The 17,868-nt window shown below is 60.4% G+C and carries 14 protein-coding genes; 6 read left to right on the top strand and 8 right to left on the bottom strand.

Features of this window, described 5'->3' with window-relative positions:
* Window positions 1-114 precede the first annotated feature (114 nt).
* Together queF and N8H71_RS26195 are read right to left on the bottom strand one after the other, a co-directional pair.
* Complete coding sequence (gene queF / locus N8H71_RS26200) at window positions 115-945, bottom strand: NADPH-dependent 7-cyano-7-deazaguanine reductase QueF (RefSeq protein ID WP_262196212.1); 831 nt, start codon at window positions 943-945, stop codon at window positions 115-117.
* A gap of 61 nt (window positions 946-1,006) precedes the next feature.
* Complete coding sequence (locus N8H71_RS26195) at window positions 1,007-1,540, bottom strand: cupredoxin domain-containing protein (RefSeq protein ID WP_262196211.1); 534 nt, start codon at window positions 1,538-1,540, stop codon at window positions 1,007-1,009.
* Window positions 1,541-1,694: 154 nt separating this feature from the next.
* Between N8H71_RS26195 and N8H71_RS26190 the strand changes: the two genes are divergently transcribed.
* Window positions 1,695-2,375 (top strand): heavy metal response regulator transcription factor, encoded by a 681-nt coding sequence (locus N8H71_RS26190; RefSeq protein WP_007951608.1) that lies wholly within the window; start codon window positions 1,695-1,697, stop codon window positions 2,373-2,375.
* The gene (locus N8H71_RS26185; protein ID WP_262196210.1) at window positions 2,375-3,712 is read left to right on the top strand and encodes a heavy metal sensor histidine kinase; all 1,338 of its coding nucleotides are present in this window, start codon (window positions 2,375-2,377) and stop codon (window positions 3,710-3,712) included. Before N8H71_RS26190 ends, N8H71_RS26185 begins: the two co-directional genes overlap by 1 nt.
* A gap of 123 nt (window positions 3,713-3,835) precedes the next feature.
* Here the strand turns inward: N8H71_RS26185 and N8H71_RS26180 are convergent, their stop codons facing one another.
* From N8H71_RS26180 to N8H71_RS26170, 3 genes are all read right to left on the bottom strand, one after another.
* Complete coding sequence (locus N8H71_RS26180) at window positions 3,836-5,080, bottom strand: lipoprotein-releasing ABC transporter permease subunit (RefSeq protein WP_064381083.1); 1,245 nt, start codon at window positions 5,078-5,080, stop codon at window positions 3,836-3,838.
* 63 nt (window positions 5,081-5,143) lie between these two features.
* Complete coding sequence (gene lolD, locus N8H71_RS26175) at window positions 5,144-5,827, bottom strand: lipoprotein-releasing ABC transporter ATP-binding protein LolD (RefSeq protein ID WP_178081301.1); 684 nt, start codon at window positions 5,825-5,827, stop codon at window positions 5,144-5,146.
* 7 nt (window positions 5,828-5,834) lie between these two features.
* Complete coding sequence (locus N8H71_RS26170; protein ID WP_007953013.1) at window positions 5,835-7,085, bottom strand: lipoprotein-releasing ABC transporter permease subunit; 1,251 nt, start codon at window positions 7,083-7,085, stop codon at window positions 5,835-5,837.
* Window positions 7,086-7,179: 94 nt separating this feature from the next.
* Here N8H71_RS26170 and N8H71_RS26165 point away from each other — a divergent pair, with 94 nt between their 5' ends.
* Window positions 7,180-7,761, top strand: coding sequence for a PilZ domain-containing protein (locus N8H71_RS26165; protein WP_262196209.1), 582 nt, complete (start codon window positions 7,180-7,182; stop codon window positions 7,759-7,761).
* Window positions 7,762-7,778: 17 nt separating this feature from the next.
* Window positions 7,779-8,501, top strand: a complete 723-nt coding sequence (locus tag N8H71_RS26160; RefSeq protein ID WP_085686810.1) for a glycerophosphodiester phosphodiesterase — start codon at window positions 7,779-7,781, stop codon at window positions 8,499-8,501.
* A 42-nt stretch (window positions 8,502-8,543) separates the two neighbouring features.
* Here N8H71_RS26160 and sthA read toward each other — a convergent pair whose 3' ends face one another.
* Both sthA and N8H71_RS26150 read right to left on the bottom strand, forming a co-directional pair.
* Complete coding sequence (sthA, locus tag N8H71_RS26155; RefSeq protein WP_007953019.1) at window positions 8,544-9,938, bottom strand: Si-specific NAD(P)(+) transhydrogenase; 1,395 nt, start codon at window positions 9,936-9,938, stop codon at window positions 8,544-8,546.
* Window positions 9,939-10,135: 197 nt separating this feature from the next.
* A complete protein-coding gene (locus N8H71_RS26150) occupies window positions 10,136-11,185 on the bottom strand; it encodes an FAD:protein FMN transferase (protein ID WP_262196208.1) in 1,050 nt (349 codons plus the stop codon).
* Between the two features lie 53 nt (window positions 11,186-11,238).
* On the opposite strand from N8H71_RS26150, the gene N8H71_RS26145 reads away from it, so the two are divergent.
* Window positions 11,239-12,531, top strand: coding sequence for an MFS transporter (locus N8H71_RS26145; RefSeq protein WP_085654378.1), 1,293 nt, complete (start codon window positions 11,239-11,241; stop codon window positions 12,529-12,531).
* Between the two features lie 65 nt (window positions 12,532-12,596).
* On the opposite strand, the gene N8H71_RS26140 is transcribed toward N8H71_RS26145, so the two are convergent.
* A complete protein-coding gene (locus N8H71_RS26140) occupies window positions 12,597-14,060 on the bottom strand; it encodes a glyceraldehyde-3-phosphate dehydrogenase (RefSeq protein ID WP_262196206.1) in 1,464 nt (487 codons plus the stop codon).
* A 354-nt stretch (window positions 14,061-14,414) separates the two neighbouring features.
* On the opposite strand from N8H71_RS26140, the gene mfd reads away from it, so the two are divergent.
* The gene (mfd, locus tag N8H71_RS26135) at window positions 14,415-17,864 is read left to right on the top strand and encodes a transcription-repair coupling factor (protein WP_262196205.1); all 3,450 of its coding nucleotides are present in this window, start codon (window positions 14,415-14,417) and stop codon (window positions 17,862-17,864) included.
* Window positions 17,865-17,868 lie beyond the last annotated feature (4 nt).

The raw sequence follows: 17,868 nt of genomic DNA, 5'->3' as shown, positions 1-17,868 counted from the left end.
GACTAGTCGTCGGCAGCGTCAGATGTGTATAAGAGACAGATTGCGGTGTGTCAGCCAACATCAACATCACTGACAAATTGCAATCGCGAGCAAGCTCGCTCCCACATGGATTCTTTACTGACGAACCAGACGATGGTTCGGCAGTTGCACGCTTTCAGTGCTGCGGTACGGGTTGATGTCCAGCCCGCCCCGGCGCACGTAACGCGCGAACACCGTGAGTTTTTCCGGCTTCAGCAGGCGCTGCAGGTCGAGGAAGATCCGCTCCACGCATTGCTCGTGGAAGTCCGAGTGCTGGCGGAAGCTGACGATGTATTCCAGGAGGCTGGCGTGATCCAGCGCCGCGCCGCGGTATTCCACCACCACGCTGCCCCAGTCCGGCTGGCTGGTCACCGGGCAGTTGGATTTGAGCAGATGACTGTGCACGCTCTCCTCCACCACGCGAGAATCGTCGCAGCGCAGCAGTTCAGGACGTGGATGTTCGTAGTTGCTGACGCTGATATCCAGATCGTCGATGCACACGCCCGGCAGCGCGACGACGCCTTCGGTTTCGACGTCTTTCAGGCTGCGGACCCGCACGCCCACAGGCTTGCCGGCAGCGGCGGATAGATCTTTGACCAGCGTCGCTTCGAGACTTGCGATATCGGCAAACGGCGTCTGGTTCAGCGAGTTCAAGTACAGCTTGAACGACTTGGATTCGATGATGTTCGGCGAGTCCGCCGGAATGCTGAACTCACCGATCGCTACCACCGGTTTGCCCAACGGCAGCAGCCACGACAGTTCGAAGCAGTTCCAGAAATCCACGCCTTTATACGGCAGGGTTTCGGCGGTCAGGCCCAGCTCGGCCCATTTCGCGGTGCGCGGGATCGGGAACAGCAGGGACGGCGTGTACGTGGCGATGTATTCGCTGGATTTGCCCAGCGGCGAATGTTCGGCTGCGGGATGCATGGCGGAAACCTGACTGAAGATTCAGCGGATTCTACCAGCCTTTGCTCCCGCCTTTGAGTGCTTACTGACTGACAGTCAGTTTGCCGACCATTCCGGCCTGGTAATGCCCGGGAATATTGCAGGCAAACTCCAGATTCACCGCTTTGCTGAAGGTCCAGGTCAGTTCGGCGGTCTTGCCCGGCTCCACCAGCACACTGTTGGGGTCGTCGTGTTTCATGCCATGCCCCATCGAGGCATGATCCATGCCCGCCATGTCGTGGGACATTTCCTTCATGCCGGTAGGCGTCAGCATGCCGCTTTGTTGCATCTGCAACATTTCCTGCTGATGTTTTGCATGCATCGTCGCGTCGCCAAGGTTGAATTCGTGCAGCAACTGGCCTTTATTCACCAGCACAAAACGAACGGTCTCACCGGCCTTGATCTCGATCGCCTTCGGATCGAAGCTCATGTCGCCCATCACCACTTCAATGCTGCGGGTGGCCTTGGCCGCCGGGGCTGGCTGGCCGAAGTCATAGGTGTGCGCCGGCGATGCCCACAGCGGCGAACTCAGCGCCAGCAGACATGCGGCAAGGGCCAGACGGTTGCGCAAAAACATAGTCGTACTCCAACAAATCAAGGTTCAGCCTGTGGGAAACTCTAGCCCGCCTGCGCTGGCAGCGACCTGACAGGCAGATTACAACTTTGTCAGGTTGGCGCTCACCGCGTTCGCCCACGGTATAACGTCCTCGTTCCCGCTACCCGAGTCGCCCATGAAACTGCTGATCGTCGAAGACCAACCCAAAACCGGCCAGTACCTGCGCCAGGGCCTGACCGAAGCCGGTTTCAACACCGAACTGGTGGCCGACGGCACCACCGGCCAGCAATTGGCGTTGAGCGGCGACTATGCGTTGCTGATCCTCGACGTGATGCTGCCCGGTCGCAATGGCTGGCAGATCCTGCAAGCGGTGCGCAGCGCCGGCCTGGAAACGCCGATCCTGTTTCTGACAGCCAAAGACACCGTTGAAGACCGGGTGCATGGCCTTGAACTGGGCGCTGACGATTATCTGGTCAAACCGTTCGCCTTCTCTGAACTGCTGGCGCGGGTGCGCAGCCTGTTGCGCCGCGGTAGTTCCACACCTCAGGAAACCAGTCTGCGCCTGGCCGATCTGAGTCTGGACCTGATCCGCCGCCGGGTCGAACGCAGCGGTCAACGCATCGACCTCACCGCCAAAGAGTTCGCTCTGCTGGAGATGCTCCTGCGCCGCCAGGGCGAAGTGCTGCCCAAATCGCTGATCGCCTCGCAGGTCTGGGACATGAATTTTGACAGCGATACCAATGTGATCGAAGTGGCGATTCGTCGACTGCGCCTGAAAATCGATGACGATTTCCCCCACAAGCTGATTCACACCGTGCGCGGCATGGGATACGTCCTTGAAGAGCGTGCCGACTGATGCGCCGACTGTCCTTGAGCAGTCGGCTGGCGCTGTTGTTCGCCGGCTGCACCGCAGTGGTTTCGCTGGTCGCCGGGGTCGTTTTCAATCGAGCCAGCGAGGGCCACTTCATCGAGCTCGACCAGCAACTGCTCGAAGGAAAACTGCTCAGCGTGCGTCAGACGCTGTTGAGTGGTAGCGACGCCGCGCACATCACTGATGAGTTGAGCCAACAAGGCGATGTCACGCTGCGCATCAGTAGCCCTGAGGGGCAGCGCTGGTTCGGTCGCTCGTTGCATGCCCCGGCAAACCTGCCGCAGCAACCCGGTCTGGCCACCATCAACGACAACGGCACCGACTATCGCCTGCTCAACGCCGCGCTTGAGCCGGCAAAACCTGATTCCCCGCAATTGACCTTGCTACTGGACATCACCCACCACCAGCACTTCCTGCAACGCATGCAGCATCTGATCTGGCTGACCGTCGGTCTTTCGGCGCTGGCCACTGCGTTGCTCGGCGCCTGGGCCGCCCGCAGCGGTCTTCGCCCGTTACGCCGCATGAGTGCGGTGGCCCGTGGGATTTCGGCGCAATCGTTGAATGCCCGACTGCCGGAAGCGCGGATGCCCGCAGAACTCGCGGAATTGGCCCACAGTTTCAACGCCATGCTCGGACGTCTCGATGACTCTTTTCAGCGACTGTCAGCGTTCTCCGCCGACATCGCCCATGAACTGCGCACACCACTGTCAAACTTGCTGACCCACACGCAGGTCACCCTGACCCGCCCTCGCCCCCTCGAAGACTATCGCGAGGCATTGCACAGCAACCTTGAAGAGCTGCAATGGATGGCGCAGTTGGTGAACGACATGCTTTATCTGGCCAAGGCTGACCACGGTTTGCTGGTGCCCAAACGTGAACCGCTGGAGCTGGCGGAAGAAGCCGATGCGTTGCTGGAGTTTTTTGCGCCACTGGCCGAAGACGCTCAGGTCAGCCTGAGCCGTGACGGTGCGGGGCGATTCGAGGGAGATCGCGCGATGTTGCGCCGAGCGTTATCGAATCTGCTGGATAACGCGTTGCGGTTTACCCCTGCTAACGGCGAGGTGCGCGTGCGGGTAACCGAGCAGGCAAAGTCCTTGAGGGTGACAGTGGAGAACAGCGGCGAAGGGATTTCTGCTGAGTTGTTGCCGCGCTTGTTCGATCGCTTCTACCGGGCGGACCCGGCACGTCAGGAAGGCAGCAGCGAGCATGCGGGATTGGGACTGGCGATTACTCAGTCGATCATTCGGGCCCATGGTGGGCAGATTCATTGCGAATCAGCTCAGGGCTGGACGCGGTTTGTAATTGAGTTGCCCAAAGTTTGAGGCAAGCAGTGCCGGCCCTTTCGCGAGCAAGCTCGCTCCCACCAGTATCGAGTCGCACCACAAATTTGTGAGCACTTCAAAACACTGTGGGAGCGAGCTTGCTCGCGAAGGCGGTCTTGAAGCTTACGAATATCTCAAGGCATGTGCCGGTTCGATCTTCGCCGCCCGCCACGCCGGGTAAACCGTGGCCAGGAAGCTGAGGATGAAACCCGCCGAGCAGATCAGCAGCACGTCGCCGCCCTGCAATTCCGATGGCAGGTTGCTGACGAAATACACATCCGAACTGAAGATGTGCTGCCCGGTCACTCGCTCGACCCAACCCACCATCTCACTGACATTCAGCGCGGCAATCACGCCCAACACACCGCCGATGATGGTGCCGACGATGCCGATCACCGTGCCCTGCACCATGAAGATCGCCATGATCTGTCGTGGCGTTGCGCCGATGGTGCGCAGGATCGCAATGTCCGCGCCCTTGTCGTTCACCACCATGATCAGGGTCGCGATGATGTTGAACGCCGCCACCGCGACGATCATCAGCAGCAACAGGCCGATCATGGTTTTTTCCATCTTCATTGCGCTGAACAGGCTGCCCTGGGTGTGGGTCCAGTCGTCAGCCTTGAAATCGGCGCCAAGGCCAGTGGCGATGTCCGACGAAACCTTCGGCGCGGCATACAGATCCTTCACCGCCAGACGCACGCTCTGCACCTGATTCGGCTCCCAGTGCTGCATGGTCGCGGCGTCGGAGACGTGGATCAGGCCCATGGAACCGTCGAGTTCGGCACCGACCTTGAACACGCCGACCACGTTCAGACGCTGCATGCGCGGGGTGATGCCGCCCGGTGCGGTGCTGACTTCCGGCACGATCAGGGTGATCTTGTCGCCGACATTGAGACGGAAACGCCGGGCGGTGATTTCACCCAGCACTACGCCGAACTCACCCGGTTTCAAGGCATCGAGACGGCCCTGAACAATGTGCTGGGCAACGATCGACACCTTGCCTTCCTGGGCCGGGTCGACTCCGCTGATCTGGATCGGCTGCATCATGCCCTTGTAGGACAGCATGCCTTCCATCTCGGTGAACGGCACGGCGGCTGTCACTTCCGGATTTTTCATCGCAGCGGCGGCCACTGGTTGCCAGTCGTCGATGGGCTTGACGCCGACGATGGTCGCGTGAGGAACCATGCCGAGGATGCGCGAGCTCATTTCGCGCTGGAAGCCGTTCATCACCGACAACACCACGATCATCGCCAGCACGCCGAGGGCGAGCCCGATCATCGAGGTCATCGAAATGAACGAAACAAAGCGATTGCGGCGCTTGGCGCGGGTATAGCGCGTGCCGATAAAGATCGATAACGGTCTGAACATTCGCTGGGGCACCGTATAAAAATAAAAGACCCGATGCCTTTTCAGGCATCGGGTTTCAACGCGTCAGATTGGCGTCAGGCAGCCTTCATTGAGGTGCAGGACGCGGTCCATCTGGCGAGCCAGGTTCATGTCGTGAGTCACCACCAGAAACGCAGTGCGCATCGAAGTGCTGAGTTCCAGCATCAAGTCCTGAATGCCTTCGGCGGTGTGGGAGTCGAGGTTGCCGGTCGGCTCGTCGAGCATCACCAGGCCCGGATTGTTCACCAGTGCCCGGGCAATGGCCACGCGCTGGCGTTCGCCACCGGACAGCTCTGCCGGCTTGTGTTCCAGGCGATGCCCCAGACCGACCCGTTCCAGCAACGCCGTAGCACGCTGACGGGCTTCCGGGATCGCGGTCTTGCCGATCAGCAGCGGCATGCAGACGTTTTCCAGCGCGGTGAATTCCGGCAGCAGGTGGTGGAACTGGTACACGAACCCGAGGGCGCGGTTACGCAGCAGGCCACGCTTCTTCTCGCTCAGCGCCGACAGTTCTTCACCGTCGAGCCATACACCGCCCTTGGTCGGCGTGTCGAGACCGCCCAGCAGGTTGAGCAAGGTACTTTTGCCCGAACCGGATTTGCCGACGATCGCCACCCGCTCTCCCGGATGCAGTTCCAGTTGCAGGTTGGCCAGCACTTCCACCGACTCCGGGCCTTCCTCGTAGGATTTGCCCAGGTTGCGGCAGCTCAAGATTGCTTTTTCACTCATGCCCGACTCACTCATAACGTAGCGCCTCCGCCGGCTGGGTGCGCGCGGCACGCCAGGCTGGATACAGGGTGGCGAGGAAACTCAGGACCAACGCAGCGGCGCAGACCATGACCACGTCCTGGCTCTGCACCTGCGACGGCAGGTAATCGATGAAATACACATCGGCGTTGAGGAATTTGTGTCCGATCACACCTTCGAGGGCCGAAATCGCGGCGCTGACATTGAGCGCGGCGAAGATCCCGACCACGGCGCCGATGGCAGTGCCGACCACACCGATCACCGTGCCTTGCACCATGAACGTGCGCATGATCGTGCCCGGTGTGGCGCCCAGTGTGCGCAGAATGGCGATGTCGCCCTTCTTGTCGTTCACCACCATCACCAGCGTGGAAATGATGTTGAACGCAGCAACCGCGACGATCAGTAGCAACAGCAGGCCGATCATGGCTTTTTCCATGCGGATCGCCTGATACAGATTGCCGTGGGTTCGGGTCCAGTCGCGGGCGTAGTAACGGTCTTCGCCGAGTCGTTGGGCGATGTTCCACGCCTCGCGCGGTGCCTGGAACAGATCGTCGAACTTCAGACGCAGGCCCTGCACCTGATCAGGCTTCCAGCGGTGCATTTTCGCCAGATCCTGCAGGTTGGTGACGCCCAGGTAACCGTCCAGTTCGCCGGCGCCGACATGGAAGATGCCGACCACGGTGAAGCGCTTCATGCGCGGGAACATCCCGGCCGGGGTCACGCTGACCTCAGGTGCAACGAAGGTGACCTTGTCACCGAGGCCCACGCCGAGCTTGGTCGCGGCCTTGTCGCCGATCACGATGCCGAAGCTGCCCGGCGTCAGATCGTCGAGTTTGCCCTGCTTCATGAAGTTGTCGATGATCGAGACGTTGCGCTCCAGCGCCGGATCGATGGCATTGAGCAATACCTTGGACACCTGGCCGTTGTTGGTCAGCAGCCCCTGCATCTGGGTGAACGGCGCGACGGCCGCCACCTGCGGGTTCTGCTTGACCTTGGCGGCCAGGCTCGGCCAGTCGTTGATGGCTTCACCGGACTCGATGGTCGCGTGGGGCACCATGCCCAGCACGCGGGTGCGCATCTCATGATCGAAGCCGTTCATCACCGACAGCACCACGATCATCACGACCACGCCAAGGGCGAGCCCGATCATCGAAGTCAGGGAAATGAATGACACAAAATGATTGCGACGCTTTGCACGGGTATAACGCGTGCCAATAAATACGAAGAGTGGTCTGAACATGTCGGGGCTTGTTCGGAGGGAAAAGGAACGTCCTTGTGGCGGGGGTCGATAACCAGCTTTACACTCAGACCACCGCCGCTACCATGGGTTCGCCATGTCGACATTAGATGAAGAAGATCGCCGCGAATACTACCGTATCGAGGATTCGATCGCACTGGAAATTCGGCCCCTGTCCGCTGCTGAAGCCGCAGGCCAGGAAGTGTTGCAGGATGCTTCCCCACTATTCAACGTGCTCAGCGAACTGCACCTGAGCGAATTCGAGTCGCAGCACTTGCTGCGCCAGATCAATGAGCGCGACCGCGCCATCGCCGCGTTCCTCAAATCCCAGAACAAGCGCATAGATTTGCTGAGCCAGGTGATTGCCCTGACAGCCCTGGGGCAGATCGGCGAGCCGCAACCGGTGATCATTTCCGAAGGCGGGGTCGACTTCCAGCATCCAACCCCGATTGCCACGGGTGCACGCCTGTCGGTAAAAATGGTTCTGATGCCTCAGGCCCACGGTTTGCTGCTGCGCGCCCGGGTCACCCACTGCGACCGCAAGGGTGACGGCTACGACGTCGGCACCGAGTTCGAACACCTGACCGACGCCCAGCGCCAGTTGCTCGCCCGCTATATCTTGCAGAAGCAGGCTCAGGAACGACGTCTGGCCCGCGAACAGAACGAATCAGGCATCTAAATCATTAAGGAAGAACCGTGACCCTTATCTACGGCCACCGCGGCGCCAAGGGCGAAGCACCGGAAAACACCCTGACCAGTTTTCAGGAGTGTCTCAAGCACGGCGTGCGCCGTTGCGAGCTGGACCTGCACCTGTCCAAGGACGGCGAGCTGATGGTCATCCACGATCCGACCCTCAAGCGCACCACCGACCGGCGCGGCAAGGTGGTCGAGCATACCGCCGCCGATCTGGTGACCTACGACGCGCGCAAGGGCGGTCCGGGCTGGATCAAGCCATGCCCGATCCCGACGCTGGAAGAACTGTTCGAAAAATGCGATTTCGAGCACTGGCAACTGGAAGTCAAAAGCGCTTCGCGTACCCGCGCCGCGACCACCGTGCTGGCGATCCGTGAAATGGCGGTCAGGCACGGACTGCTCGACAAGGTGACGATCACCTCGAGCTCTCGGGAAGTGTTGAAGGCAGCGCTGGATCTGGTGCCCGACGTCTCGCGCGGCCTGGTGGCCGAATATGCCTGGCTCGACCCGTTGAAGGTCGCGCAAAGCTACGGTTGCGAGATTCTGGCGTTGAACTGGACCCTGTGTACGCCGGAACGCCTGCAAAAGGCGCAGCGTCAGGGGCTGCATGTGTCGGTGTGGACCGTCAACGAGCCTGCGCTGATGCGCAGACTCGCAGACTTCGGCGTTGACAGCCTGATTACAGACTTTCCCGGTTTGGCCACTGCCACCCTCGGGAATTGCTGAAATCGGTCTCCCCGGCCGGCTCAGGCCACCGGCCGGAGCCCGTCAAAAAAGCCGGTTGAGGCCGTCGTACGCCGCTACCCGATAGGCTTCGGCCATGGTCGGGTAGTTGAACGTCGTGTTGACGAAGTACTTCAGGGTATTCAGTTCGCCCGGCTGGTTCATGATCGCCTGACCGATGTGCACGATCTCCGACGCTTGATAACCGAAGCAGTGAACGCCCAGCACTTCCAGGGTTTCACGGTGGAACAGGATCTTCAGCATGCCTTGCGGCTCGCCGGCGATCTGTGCACGCGCCATGCTCTTGAAGAATGCCTTGCCCACTTCGTACGGCACTTTGGCCTGGGTCAGCTCCTGCTCGTTCTTGCCGATCGAGCTGATCTCCGGAATGGTGTAGATGCCGGTCGGCACATCATTCACAAAACGCCAGCTGCCATTGTCGACGATGCTGCCAGCGGCCGAACGGCCCTGGTCGTGGGCGGCACTGGCCAGGCTCGGCCAGCCGATCACGTCACCGGCGCCATAGATGTTCTGCACGCAGGTGCGATAGTTCTCGTCTACTTCGATCTGGCCACGGCTGTTGACCTTGACCCCGATGTTTTCCAGACCCAACTGATCGGTGTTACCGGTACGGCCGTTGCACCAGAGCAAGGCGTCGGCCTTGATCTTCTTGCCGGACTTCAGGTGCAGGATCACACCGTTGTCCACGCCTTCGACGCGGTCATACTCTTCGTTGTGACGCACGGTGATGTTGTTGTTGCTGAAGTGGTAGCTCAACGCCTGGGAAATTTCCGAGTCGAGGAAGCTCAGCAACTGACCACGGTTGTCGACCAGTTCCACCAACACACCCAGACCACTGAAAATCGAGGCGTATTCACAGCCGATCACACCAGCACCGTAAACGATCAGTTTGCGCGGGGTGTGGCCGAGGCTGAGGATGGTGTCGCTATCGTAGATACGCGGGTGGTGGAAATCGATGTCCGCCGGGCGATAAGGGCGCGAACCGGTGGCGATGATGATGTGCTTGGCCACCAGCTTCTCGACCACGCCGTTGGCGCAGACCACTTCGATGGTTTGCTCGTCGGCGAAGCTGCCGGTGCCGAAGAACACGTCGACGCGGTTACGGGCGTAGTAGCCGGTACGCGAAGCGACTTGTTTGGAGATGACTTTCTCGGCGCTTTTCAACACGTCCGGGAAGGAGAACCAGCGCGGCTCGCCGATCGCACGGAACATCGGGTTGGTGTTGAACTGCATGATCTGCCGCACCGAGTGACGCAGGGCCTTGGACGGGATGGTGCCCAGGTGGGTGCAGTTGCCGCCGACCTGACGACGGCTGTCGACCATCGCCACCTTGCGCCCTGCTTTGGCGGCGTTCATTGCCGCGCCTTCTCCCGCCGGGCCGGAACCCAGCACCACCACGTCGTAGTTGTAGACAGCCATGCGTACTCCTCAGAACAGGCCGCGGTGCCAGCAGCACCGGCGGCTAAATCACGCCGAACGACGACGCGAAGGAACAATTGGGGGCCAGTAGAAAACCCGGACACAGTCTATAGAAGCGTCAACGCCGCGCACATTAACCCTTGGTCGCGTCGTAGGCTACTTTTGCCTGCACTACAACGCCAGCTTTCGTACTGTTCTCAGTCAACTTTTGCGCCATTGAGCCGCTCGAAAGCGTGACTGGTGCGTGTGACGAAACCTGTATCGGCACGAATCACAAAGAATGCACCAATGTCGTGTTTTTCGGCATAGTCCCAGGCCCTTTCAGGCCCGAGAATCAGCAACAGCGTCGATAGTCCATCGGCCATCAACGCTGAAGGATGAATCACCGTGACTGACGCCAGATGGTGTAGGACCGGCGCACCGGTCCGGGCATCGAAGGTGTGGGAATAGCGCCGACCATCCTGCTGAAAATAGTTGCGGTAGTCGCCCGACGTGGAAAGGCCATAGCCATCGACATCAATGACGCGCTCTGCCACTTGCTGATCGTCACGGGGCTCTTCCAGCGCAATACGCCACGGCGAGCCATCGAGTTTCTTGCCAGATGCCTTGAGCTCGCCAGTGGCTTCAGCGAGATAGTCATGAATGCCCATAGCCTCGAGCCGCGCGGCAATGGTGTCAACCGCGTAACCGGCGGCGATACTGTTGAAATCCACCTCGACCGTCGCGTCCTTGCACAACTGGTCACCATCGATACGCAGGTGTTGATGGCCAACCCGTTGCCGCACTTCGGCCAGCGCCTCCACATCCGGGACTTTTTCTTCACGCCCCTGCGGGCCGAAACCCCATAGATTCATCAGCGGTTCTACCGTGAGGTCGTAGGAGCCTTCGCTTTGTTGCGACAGCTGCTCGCCCACGCGGATCAATTCAAGGATCGGCGCAGGCATGACCTGACAGCGATCAGCCGGCAATGCATTGAAGCGCGAGATATCGGAGTCCGCGCGATAAGTCGACATCTGCCGGTCGACCTCCGCGAGGATTTTTTCCACTTCGACACGAACCTCCTGCGGGGCAGGTAGATTGGCGTGGCGCACGTATTTGATCGAATAGGTGCTGCCCATCGTCGGGCCGCCGAAAGCCTCCAGGGAATCGCCGTTGCCGCAGCCGGACAAAACCCCGGTCAGCAGCACGAGAATCCCCCACCGTCCAGTTAACAATTCTTCATCTCCCCGCAAAACCGCGCCGGCCATTATGGGCTACGAGCGCAATGCTTTCTTACAAGATTTAGAGCGAGTACCTACCCATGTCTTCCACGACCGGCAAAGGCAAGGCGATTTTTCGCGTTGTCAGCGGCAACTTTCTCGAGATGTTCGACTTCATGGTCTACGGCTTCTACGCCACGGCCATTGCCAAGACCTTCTTCCCCACGGACAGCGCTTTCGCTTCCTTGATGCTTTCTCTGGCCACGTTCGGCGCGGGCTTTCTGATGCGCCCGCTGGGGGCGATTTTTCTCGGTGCCTACATCGACCGGCATGGCCGGCGCCAGGGCCTGATCATCACACTGGCCCTGATGGCGGCCGGCACCGTTCTGATTGCCTGCGTGCCGGGCTACGCCACCCTTGGGGTCGCCGCGCCGCTGATCGTGCTGTTCGGTCGATTGCTGCAAGGCTTCTCGGCCGGCGTGGAACTGGGCGGTGTGTCGGTGTACCTGGCGGAAATCGCCACACCGGGCCGCAAGGGTTTCTTCGTCAGCTGGCAGTCCGCCAGCCAGCAAGCGGCCGTGGTGTTTGCCGGCCTGCTCGGTGTCGGCCTCAACCACTGGCTAAGCCCGGAACAGATGGGTGAATGGGGCTGGCGCGTGCCGTTCCTGATCGGCTGCATGATCGTCCCGGTGATTTTCGTCATCCGTCGCTCGCTGGAGGAAACCCCGGAGTTCCAGGCGCGTAAACATCGCCCTACCCTGCAGGAAATTGTCCGCTCGATCGGCCAGAATTTTGGCATCGTCATCGCCGGCATGGCGCTGGTGGTCATGACGACGGTGTCGTTCTACCTGATCACCGCCTACACGCCGACGTTCGGCAAGGCGGAATTGCACCTGTCGGACTTCGATGCGTTGTTGGTGACCGTATGCATTGGCCTGTCGAACTTCTTCTGGCTGCCGGTGATGGGCGCGGTGTCTGACAAGGTCGGGCGCAAACCCCTACTGCTGGCGGCGACGATTCTGGCAATTCTGACCGCTTACCCGGCACTGTCGTGGCTTGTAGCAAATCCGAGCTTCAGCCATCTGCTGATCGTCGAGCTGTGGTTGTCGTTCCTGTACGGCTCGTACAACGGCGCCATGGTGGTGGCGCTGACCGAAATCATGCCCGTGGAAGTGCGTACGACTGGTTTCTCGCTGGCTTACAGCTTGGCCACAGCGACTTTCGGTGGCTTCACACCGGCCGCCTGCACCTATCTGATCCACGTGCTGGACAACAAGGCGGCACCGGGGATCTGGCTCAGCGGCGCAGCCGTATTGGGCCTGATCGCCACGCTGGTGCTGTTCCGTGGCAACCGGCACGAACTGCGCACGGCACAAGCTGCTATCCCCCGCTGAGACAAATCGCGCACAAACAAAAACGCCCCGACCAGAGTCGGGGCGTTTTCATTTGCAGCTAAGGCTTAGCGCGGGAACGCTGGCGGGTTTACACCGGCCATATCTTCCATCACGCGAACCACCTGGCAGCTGTAACCGAACTCGTTGTCGTACCAGACGTACAGAACAACGCGGTTATCCTGAGTGATGGTTGCCTCGGCATCCACGACACCAGCATGACGCGAGCCCACGAAGTCAGTGGAAACCACTTCCTGCGAGCTGACGTAATCGATCTGCTTGTGCAAATCCGAGTGCATGGCCATCTGGCGCAGGTACTCGTTGATTTCTTCGCGAGTGGTGGCCTTTTCCAGGTTCAGATTCAGGATGGCCATCGACACGTTTGGCGTAGGAACGCGAATCGCGTTGCCGGTCAGCTTGCCCTTGAGCACTGGCAACGCCTTGGCAGCGGCAGTGGCGGCACCGGTCTCGGTGATAACCATGTTCAGCGGCGCGGCGCGGCCACGACGGCTGCCCTTGTGGAAGTTGTCGATCAGGTTCTGGTCGTTGGTGAACGAGTGAACGGTTTCAACGTGGCCGTTGACGATGCCGTACTGGTCGTTGACGGCCTTGAGCACCGGCACGATGGCGTTGGTGGTGCAGGACGCCGCCGAGATGATCTTGTCGTCAGGCGTGATGTCGCCATGGTTGATGCCGTGAACGATGTTCTTCAACGCGCCTTTACCCGGTGCGGTGAGAATTACGCGGGCAGCGCCCGGGCACGCCAGGTGCTGACCCAGACCGTCGGCGTCACGCCATACACCCGTGTTGTCCACGATCAGAGCGTTTTCGATGCCGTACTGGGTGTAGTCGACTTCGCTCGGGCTCTTGGCGTAGATAACCTGGATCAGGTTGCCGTTGGCGGTGATGGTGTTGTTTTCTTCGTCGATGGTGATGGTGCCATCGAACGGGCCGTGAACCGAGTCACGACGCAGCAGGCTGGCACGCTTGACCAAGTCGTTTTCAGAGCCCTTGCGCACCACGATGGCACGCAGACGCAAGCCGTCGCCACCACCGGTTTTTTCGATGAGGATGCGCGCCAGCAGACGACCGATACGACCGAAGCCGTACAGCACGACGTCGGTGCCTTTACGCGCGGAAGCGTTCTGCTGACCAACGACATCGGCCAGTTCTTCACGAACGAATTGTTCGGCGGTGCGGCCATTGCCTTCAGCGCGGAACTTGAACGCCAACTTGCCCATATCCACCGAAGCCGCGCCGAGCTTCAACTCGCTCATGGCCTTCAGAAGAGGGAATGTTTCGTGGACGGAGAGTTCGCTGTCGTCGGAAGAGCGGTGGCGAGCAAAGCGGTGGGCTTTGAGAATCGCGATGACAGACTGGTTGATCAGGCTGCGGCCATAGATCGAGCTCACCACGTTGTTGTTGCGGTAGAGCTGACCGATAAGCGGAATCATCGCTTCTGCGAGTGCTTCACGGTCGATCCATTCACCAAGACACTGGTCGGGCTTCTGAGTCACGGTAACCTTCCACATGTAGGGGCAGAAAAAAGGGGCTACATTATGCCGCCGAGAACCTCTTGTAGCAATGCGCGCCTGTCGCGCAATCGGTAACAAAATCCCGTCAAAAAAAATAACCCTCTCCGCCAGCCCAGTAAAACCGGGGCTTCCAGCGCAGCCAGTTTTTCGACGACTGTTAGACGATGTCTGTAACCCTCCGTAACACCGCTCACTTTCGGCACTACATAACCGTAAAAAAAGCGCTGCTTTTTATGGTTACCACTACATTTCTCCCAAACAGCGTAGATAGACGCAGTCTGCAACTGACAGGCGGCACCGGACGCCGCTACAATTACCGACTTTGTCGCAACGCCTGGAGCTCAACCTTCCGTGCCTGTTCTGCGTCTACCGCTTCTCCCTGCTGCGGCAGGTAAACAGCACTGGGGCAACCTCCCCGGTGCCGCCCTGAGCCTGGCGATTGCCGAGGCTGCCAGCGCCGCCAAGCGCTTCACGTTGCTACTGACCGCCGACAGCCAGAGTGCCGAACGGCTGGAGCAGGAGCTGAGTTTCTTCGCCCCGGATTTGCCGGTGCTGCATTTCCCGGACTGGGAAACCCTGCCCTACGACCTGTTCTCGCCGCACCAGGACATCATCTCCCAGCGCATCGCCAGCCTTTATAGACTGCCGGAGCTGGAACATGGCGTGCTGGTGGTGCCGATCACCACCGCCCTGCATCGACTGGCACCCACCAAATACCTGCTCGGCAGCAGCCTGGTGCTGGATGTAGGCCAGAAGCTCGATGTCGAGCAAATGCGCTCGCGGCTTGAATCCAGCGGCTATCGCTACGTCGACACGGTCTACGAACACGGCGAATTCACGGTGCGCGGTGCACTGATTGACCTGTTCCCGATGGGCAGCAAACTGCCGTATCGCATCGACTTGTTCGACGACGAAATCGAAACCTTGCGCACTTTCGACCCGGAAACCCAGCGTTCCATCGACAAGGTCGATTCGGTCAAGCTGCTGCCCGCCAAGGAATTCCCGCTACAGAAAGATGCGGTCACCCGCTTCAAGGCGCGTTTTCGCGAGCGTTTCGACGTCGACTTCCGACGCTGCCCGATCTTTCAGGACCTGAGCAGCGGCATCACGCCGGCCGGCATCGAGTACTACCTGCCGCTGTTCTTCGAAGAAACCTCGACCCTGTTCGATTACCTGCCGCAGGACACTCAAGTGTTCTCGCTGCCAGGCATCGAGCAAGCGGCGGAAAATTTCTGGAACGATGTGCGCAATCGCTATGAAGAGCGCCGCGTCGATCCATCCCGTCCTTTATTGCCACCGGCTGAACTGTTCCTGCCGGTGGAAGACTGCTTCGCCCGTCTGAAGAACTGGCCGCGCGTCGTCGCGAGTCAGCAGGACGTGGAAACCGGCGCCGGCCGCGAGCGATTCCCGGCACAGGTGTTGCCGAATCTGGCGATCGAAGCCAAGGCCAGTCAACCGCTGGCTGCACTGTCCACATTCCTCGACGAGTTTCCTGGACGCGTGCTGTTTACCGCCGAGTCTGCCGGTCGCCGCGAAGTGCTGCTGGAACTGCTGGAGCGCCTGAAGCTGCGCCCGAAAACCGTCGACAGCTGGCCGGATTTCGTCGCGAGCAAGGATCGCCTGGCGATCACCATTGCCCCGCTCGACGAAGGCCTGATGCTGGATGACCCGGCGCTGGCACTCGTTGCCGAGAGTCCGTTGTTTGGCCAGCGCGTGATGCAGCGTCGCCGTCGCGAAAAACGCGCCGACGCCAACAACGATGCCGTGATCAAGAACCTCACCGAGCTGCGCGAAGGCGCGCCGGTGGTGCACATCGACCACGGTGTCGGTCGCTATCTCGGCCTGACGATTCTGGAAATCGATAATCAGGCTGCCGAATTCCTGACCCTCGAATACGCCGAGAACGCCAAGCTTTACGTGCCGGTGGCCAACCTGCATTTGATCGCCCGTTATACCGGCAGCGACGATGCGCTGGCCCCATTGCACCGCCTCGGCTCCGAGACCTGGCAGAAAGCCAAGCGCAAGGCGGCCGAGCAAGTGCGCGACGTGGCTGCCGAATTGCTCGACATTTATGCCCGTCGTGCCGCCCGCGAAGGCTACGCATTTGCCGACCCGAAGGCCGATTACGCGACCTTCAGCGCCGGTTTCCCGTTCGAAGAAACCCCGGACCAGCAATCCACCATCGAAGCCGTGCGCGAAGACATGCTCGCGCCGAAACCGATGGATCGCCTGGTCTGCGGCGACGTCGGTTTCGGCAAGACCGAAGTGGCCATGCGCGCCGCGTTCATCGCGGTGCACGGCGGCAAACAAGTGGCGATTCTGGTGCCGACCACCCTGCTCGCCCAGCAGCATTACAACAGCTTCCGCGACCGCTTCGCCGACTGGCCGGTGACCGTGGAGGTGATGAGCCGCTTCAAGTCGGCCAAGGAAGTGAACGCGGCGGTGGCCGATCTGGCTGAGGGCAATATTGATATCGTCATCGGCACGCACAAACTGCTCTCCGACGATGTGAAAATCAAAAACCTGGGCCTTGTGATCATCGACGAAGAGCACCGTTTCGGTGTCCGTCAGAAGGAACAGCTCAAAGCCCTGCGCAGCGAAGTCGACATTCTTACGCTGACCGCCACGCCGATTCCGCGCACGCTGAACATGGCGGTGTCAGGCATGCGCGATCTGTCGATCATCGCCACCCCCCCGGCGCGACGCTTGTCGGTGCGCACCTTCGTCATGGAGCAGAACAAGAGCACGGTCAAAGAGGCCTTGCTGCGTGAGCTGCTGCGCGGCGGTCAGGTCTATTACCTGCACAACGACGTGAAAACCATCGAGAAGTGCGCCGCCGACCTGGCCGAACTGGTGCCGGAAGCGCGGATCGGCATCGGCCACGGGCAGATGCGCGAACGCGAACTCGAACAGGTGATGAGCGACTTCTACCACAAGCGCTTCAACGTGCTGATCGCCTCGACCATCATCGAGACCGGCATCGACGTGCCGAGCGCCAACACCATCATCATCGAGCGCGCCGACAAATTCGGACTGGCGCAGTTGCACCAGTTGCGCGGTCGCGTTGGCCGTAGTCACCACCAGGCTTACGCCTACCTGCTGACCCCGCCGCGCCAGCAAATCACTGGCGATGCGGAAAAACGCCTGGAGGCGATTGCCAATACTCAGGATTTGGGCGCGGGCTTCGTGCTGGCCACCAACGACCTGGAAATCCGTGGCGCCGGCGAACTGCTGGGCGATGGTCAGAGCGGCCAGATTCAGGCCGTGGGTTTCACGCTGTACATGGAAATGCTTGAGCGTGCAGTGAAATCGATCCGCAAAGGCGAACAGCCGAACCTCGACCAACCGCTCGGTGGCGGCCCGGAAGTCAACCTGCGGGTGCCGGCGCTGATTCCGGAAGATTACCTGCCGGACGTGCATGCACGCCTGATCCTCTACAAACGCATCGCTTCGGCCACCGACGAGGAAGGCCTGAAGGATCTGCAAGTCGAGATGATCGACCGCTTCGGCCTGCTGCCGGAGCCGACCAAGAATCTGGTGCGCATCACGGCGCTGAAATTGCAGGCCGAGCAGTTGGGCATCAAGAAAGTCGATGGCGGACCGCAAGGTGGGCGCATCGAGTTCGCGGCGCAGACGCCGGTCGACCCGATGACCCTGATCAAACTGATCCAGAGCCAGCCAAAACGCTACAAATTCGAAGGCGCCACGATGTTCAAGTTCCAGGTGCCGATGGAGCGCCCGGAAGAGCGCTTTAATACTGTGGAGGCGCTGTTCGAGCGCCTCATCCCGAAATCTGTTTGAAGGA

The organism is Pseudomonas koreensis, assembly GCF_025447595.1.
Classification (GTDB): Bacteria; Pseudomonadota; Gammaproteobacteria; order Pseudomonadales; family Pseudomonadaceae; genus Aquipseudomonas; species Aquipseudomonas koreensis_H.
The sequence above is the reverse complement of the archived record's forward strand: the minus strand, read 5'-3'. Positions and strand labels throughout refer to the sequence as shown.

Excerpts from the sequence above, each read along its gene's own strand:
- N8H71_RS26185 (WP_262196210.1), top strand. The coding sequence starts at position 2,375 with ATGCGCCGACTGTCCTTGAGCAGTCGGCTGGCGCTGTTGTTCGCCGGC.
- queF (WP_262196212.1), bottom strand. The coding sequence starts at position 945 with ATGCATCCCGCAGCCGAACATTCGCCGCTGGGCAAATCCAGCGAATAC.
- N8H71_RS26195 (WP_262196211.1), bottom strand. The coding sequence starts at position 1,540 with ATGTTTTTGCGCAACCGTCTGGCCCTTGCCGCATGTCTGCTGGCGCTG.
- N8H71_RS26145 (WP_085654378.1), top strand. The coding sequence starts at position 11,239 with ATGTCTTCCACGACCGGCAAAGGCAAGGCGATTTTTCGCGTTGTCAGC.
- sthA (WP_007953019.1), bottom strand. The coding sequence starts at position 9,938 with ATGGCTGTCTACAACTACGACGTGGTGGTGCTGGGTTCCGGCCCGGCG.
- N8H71_RS26170 (WP_007953013.1), bottom strand. The coding sequence starts at position 7,085 with ATGTTCAGACCACTCTTCGTATTTATTGGCACGCGTTATACCCGTGCA.
- lolD (WP_178081301.1), bottom strand. The coding sequence starts at position 5,827 with ATGAGTGAAAAAGCAATCTTGAGCTGCCGCAACCTGGGCAAATCCTAC.
- N8H71_RS26165 (WP_262196209.1), top strand. The coding sequence starts at position 7,180 with ATGTCGACATTAGATGAAGAAGATCGCCGCGAATACTACCGTATCGAG.
- N8H71_RS26140 (WP_262196206.1), bottom strand. The coding sequence starts at position 14,060 with ATGTGGAAGGTTACCGTGACTCAGAAGCCCGACCAGTGTCTTGGTGAA.
- N8H71_RS26180 (WP_064381083.1), bottom strand. The coding sequence starts at position 5,080 with ATGTTCAGACCGTTATCGATCTTTATCGGCACGCGCTATACCCGCGCC.
- N8H71_RS26190 (WP_007951608.1), top strand. The coding sequence starts at position 1,695 with ATGAAACTGCTGATCGTCGAAGACCAACCCAAAACCGGCCAGTACCTG.
- N8H71_RS26150 (WP_262196208.1), bottom strand. The coding sequence starts at position 11,185 with ATGGCCGGCGCGGTTTTGCGGGGAGATGAAGAATTGTTAACTGGACGG.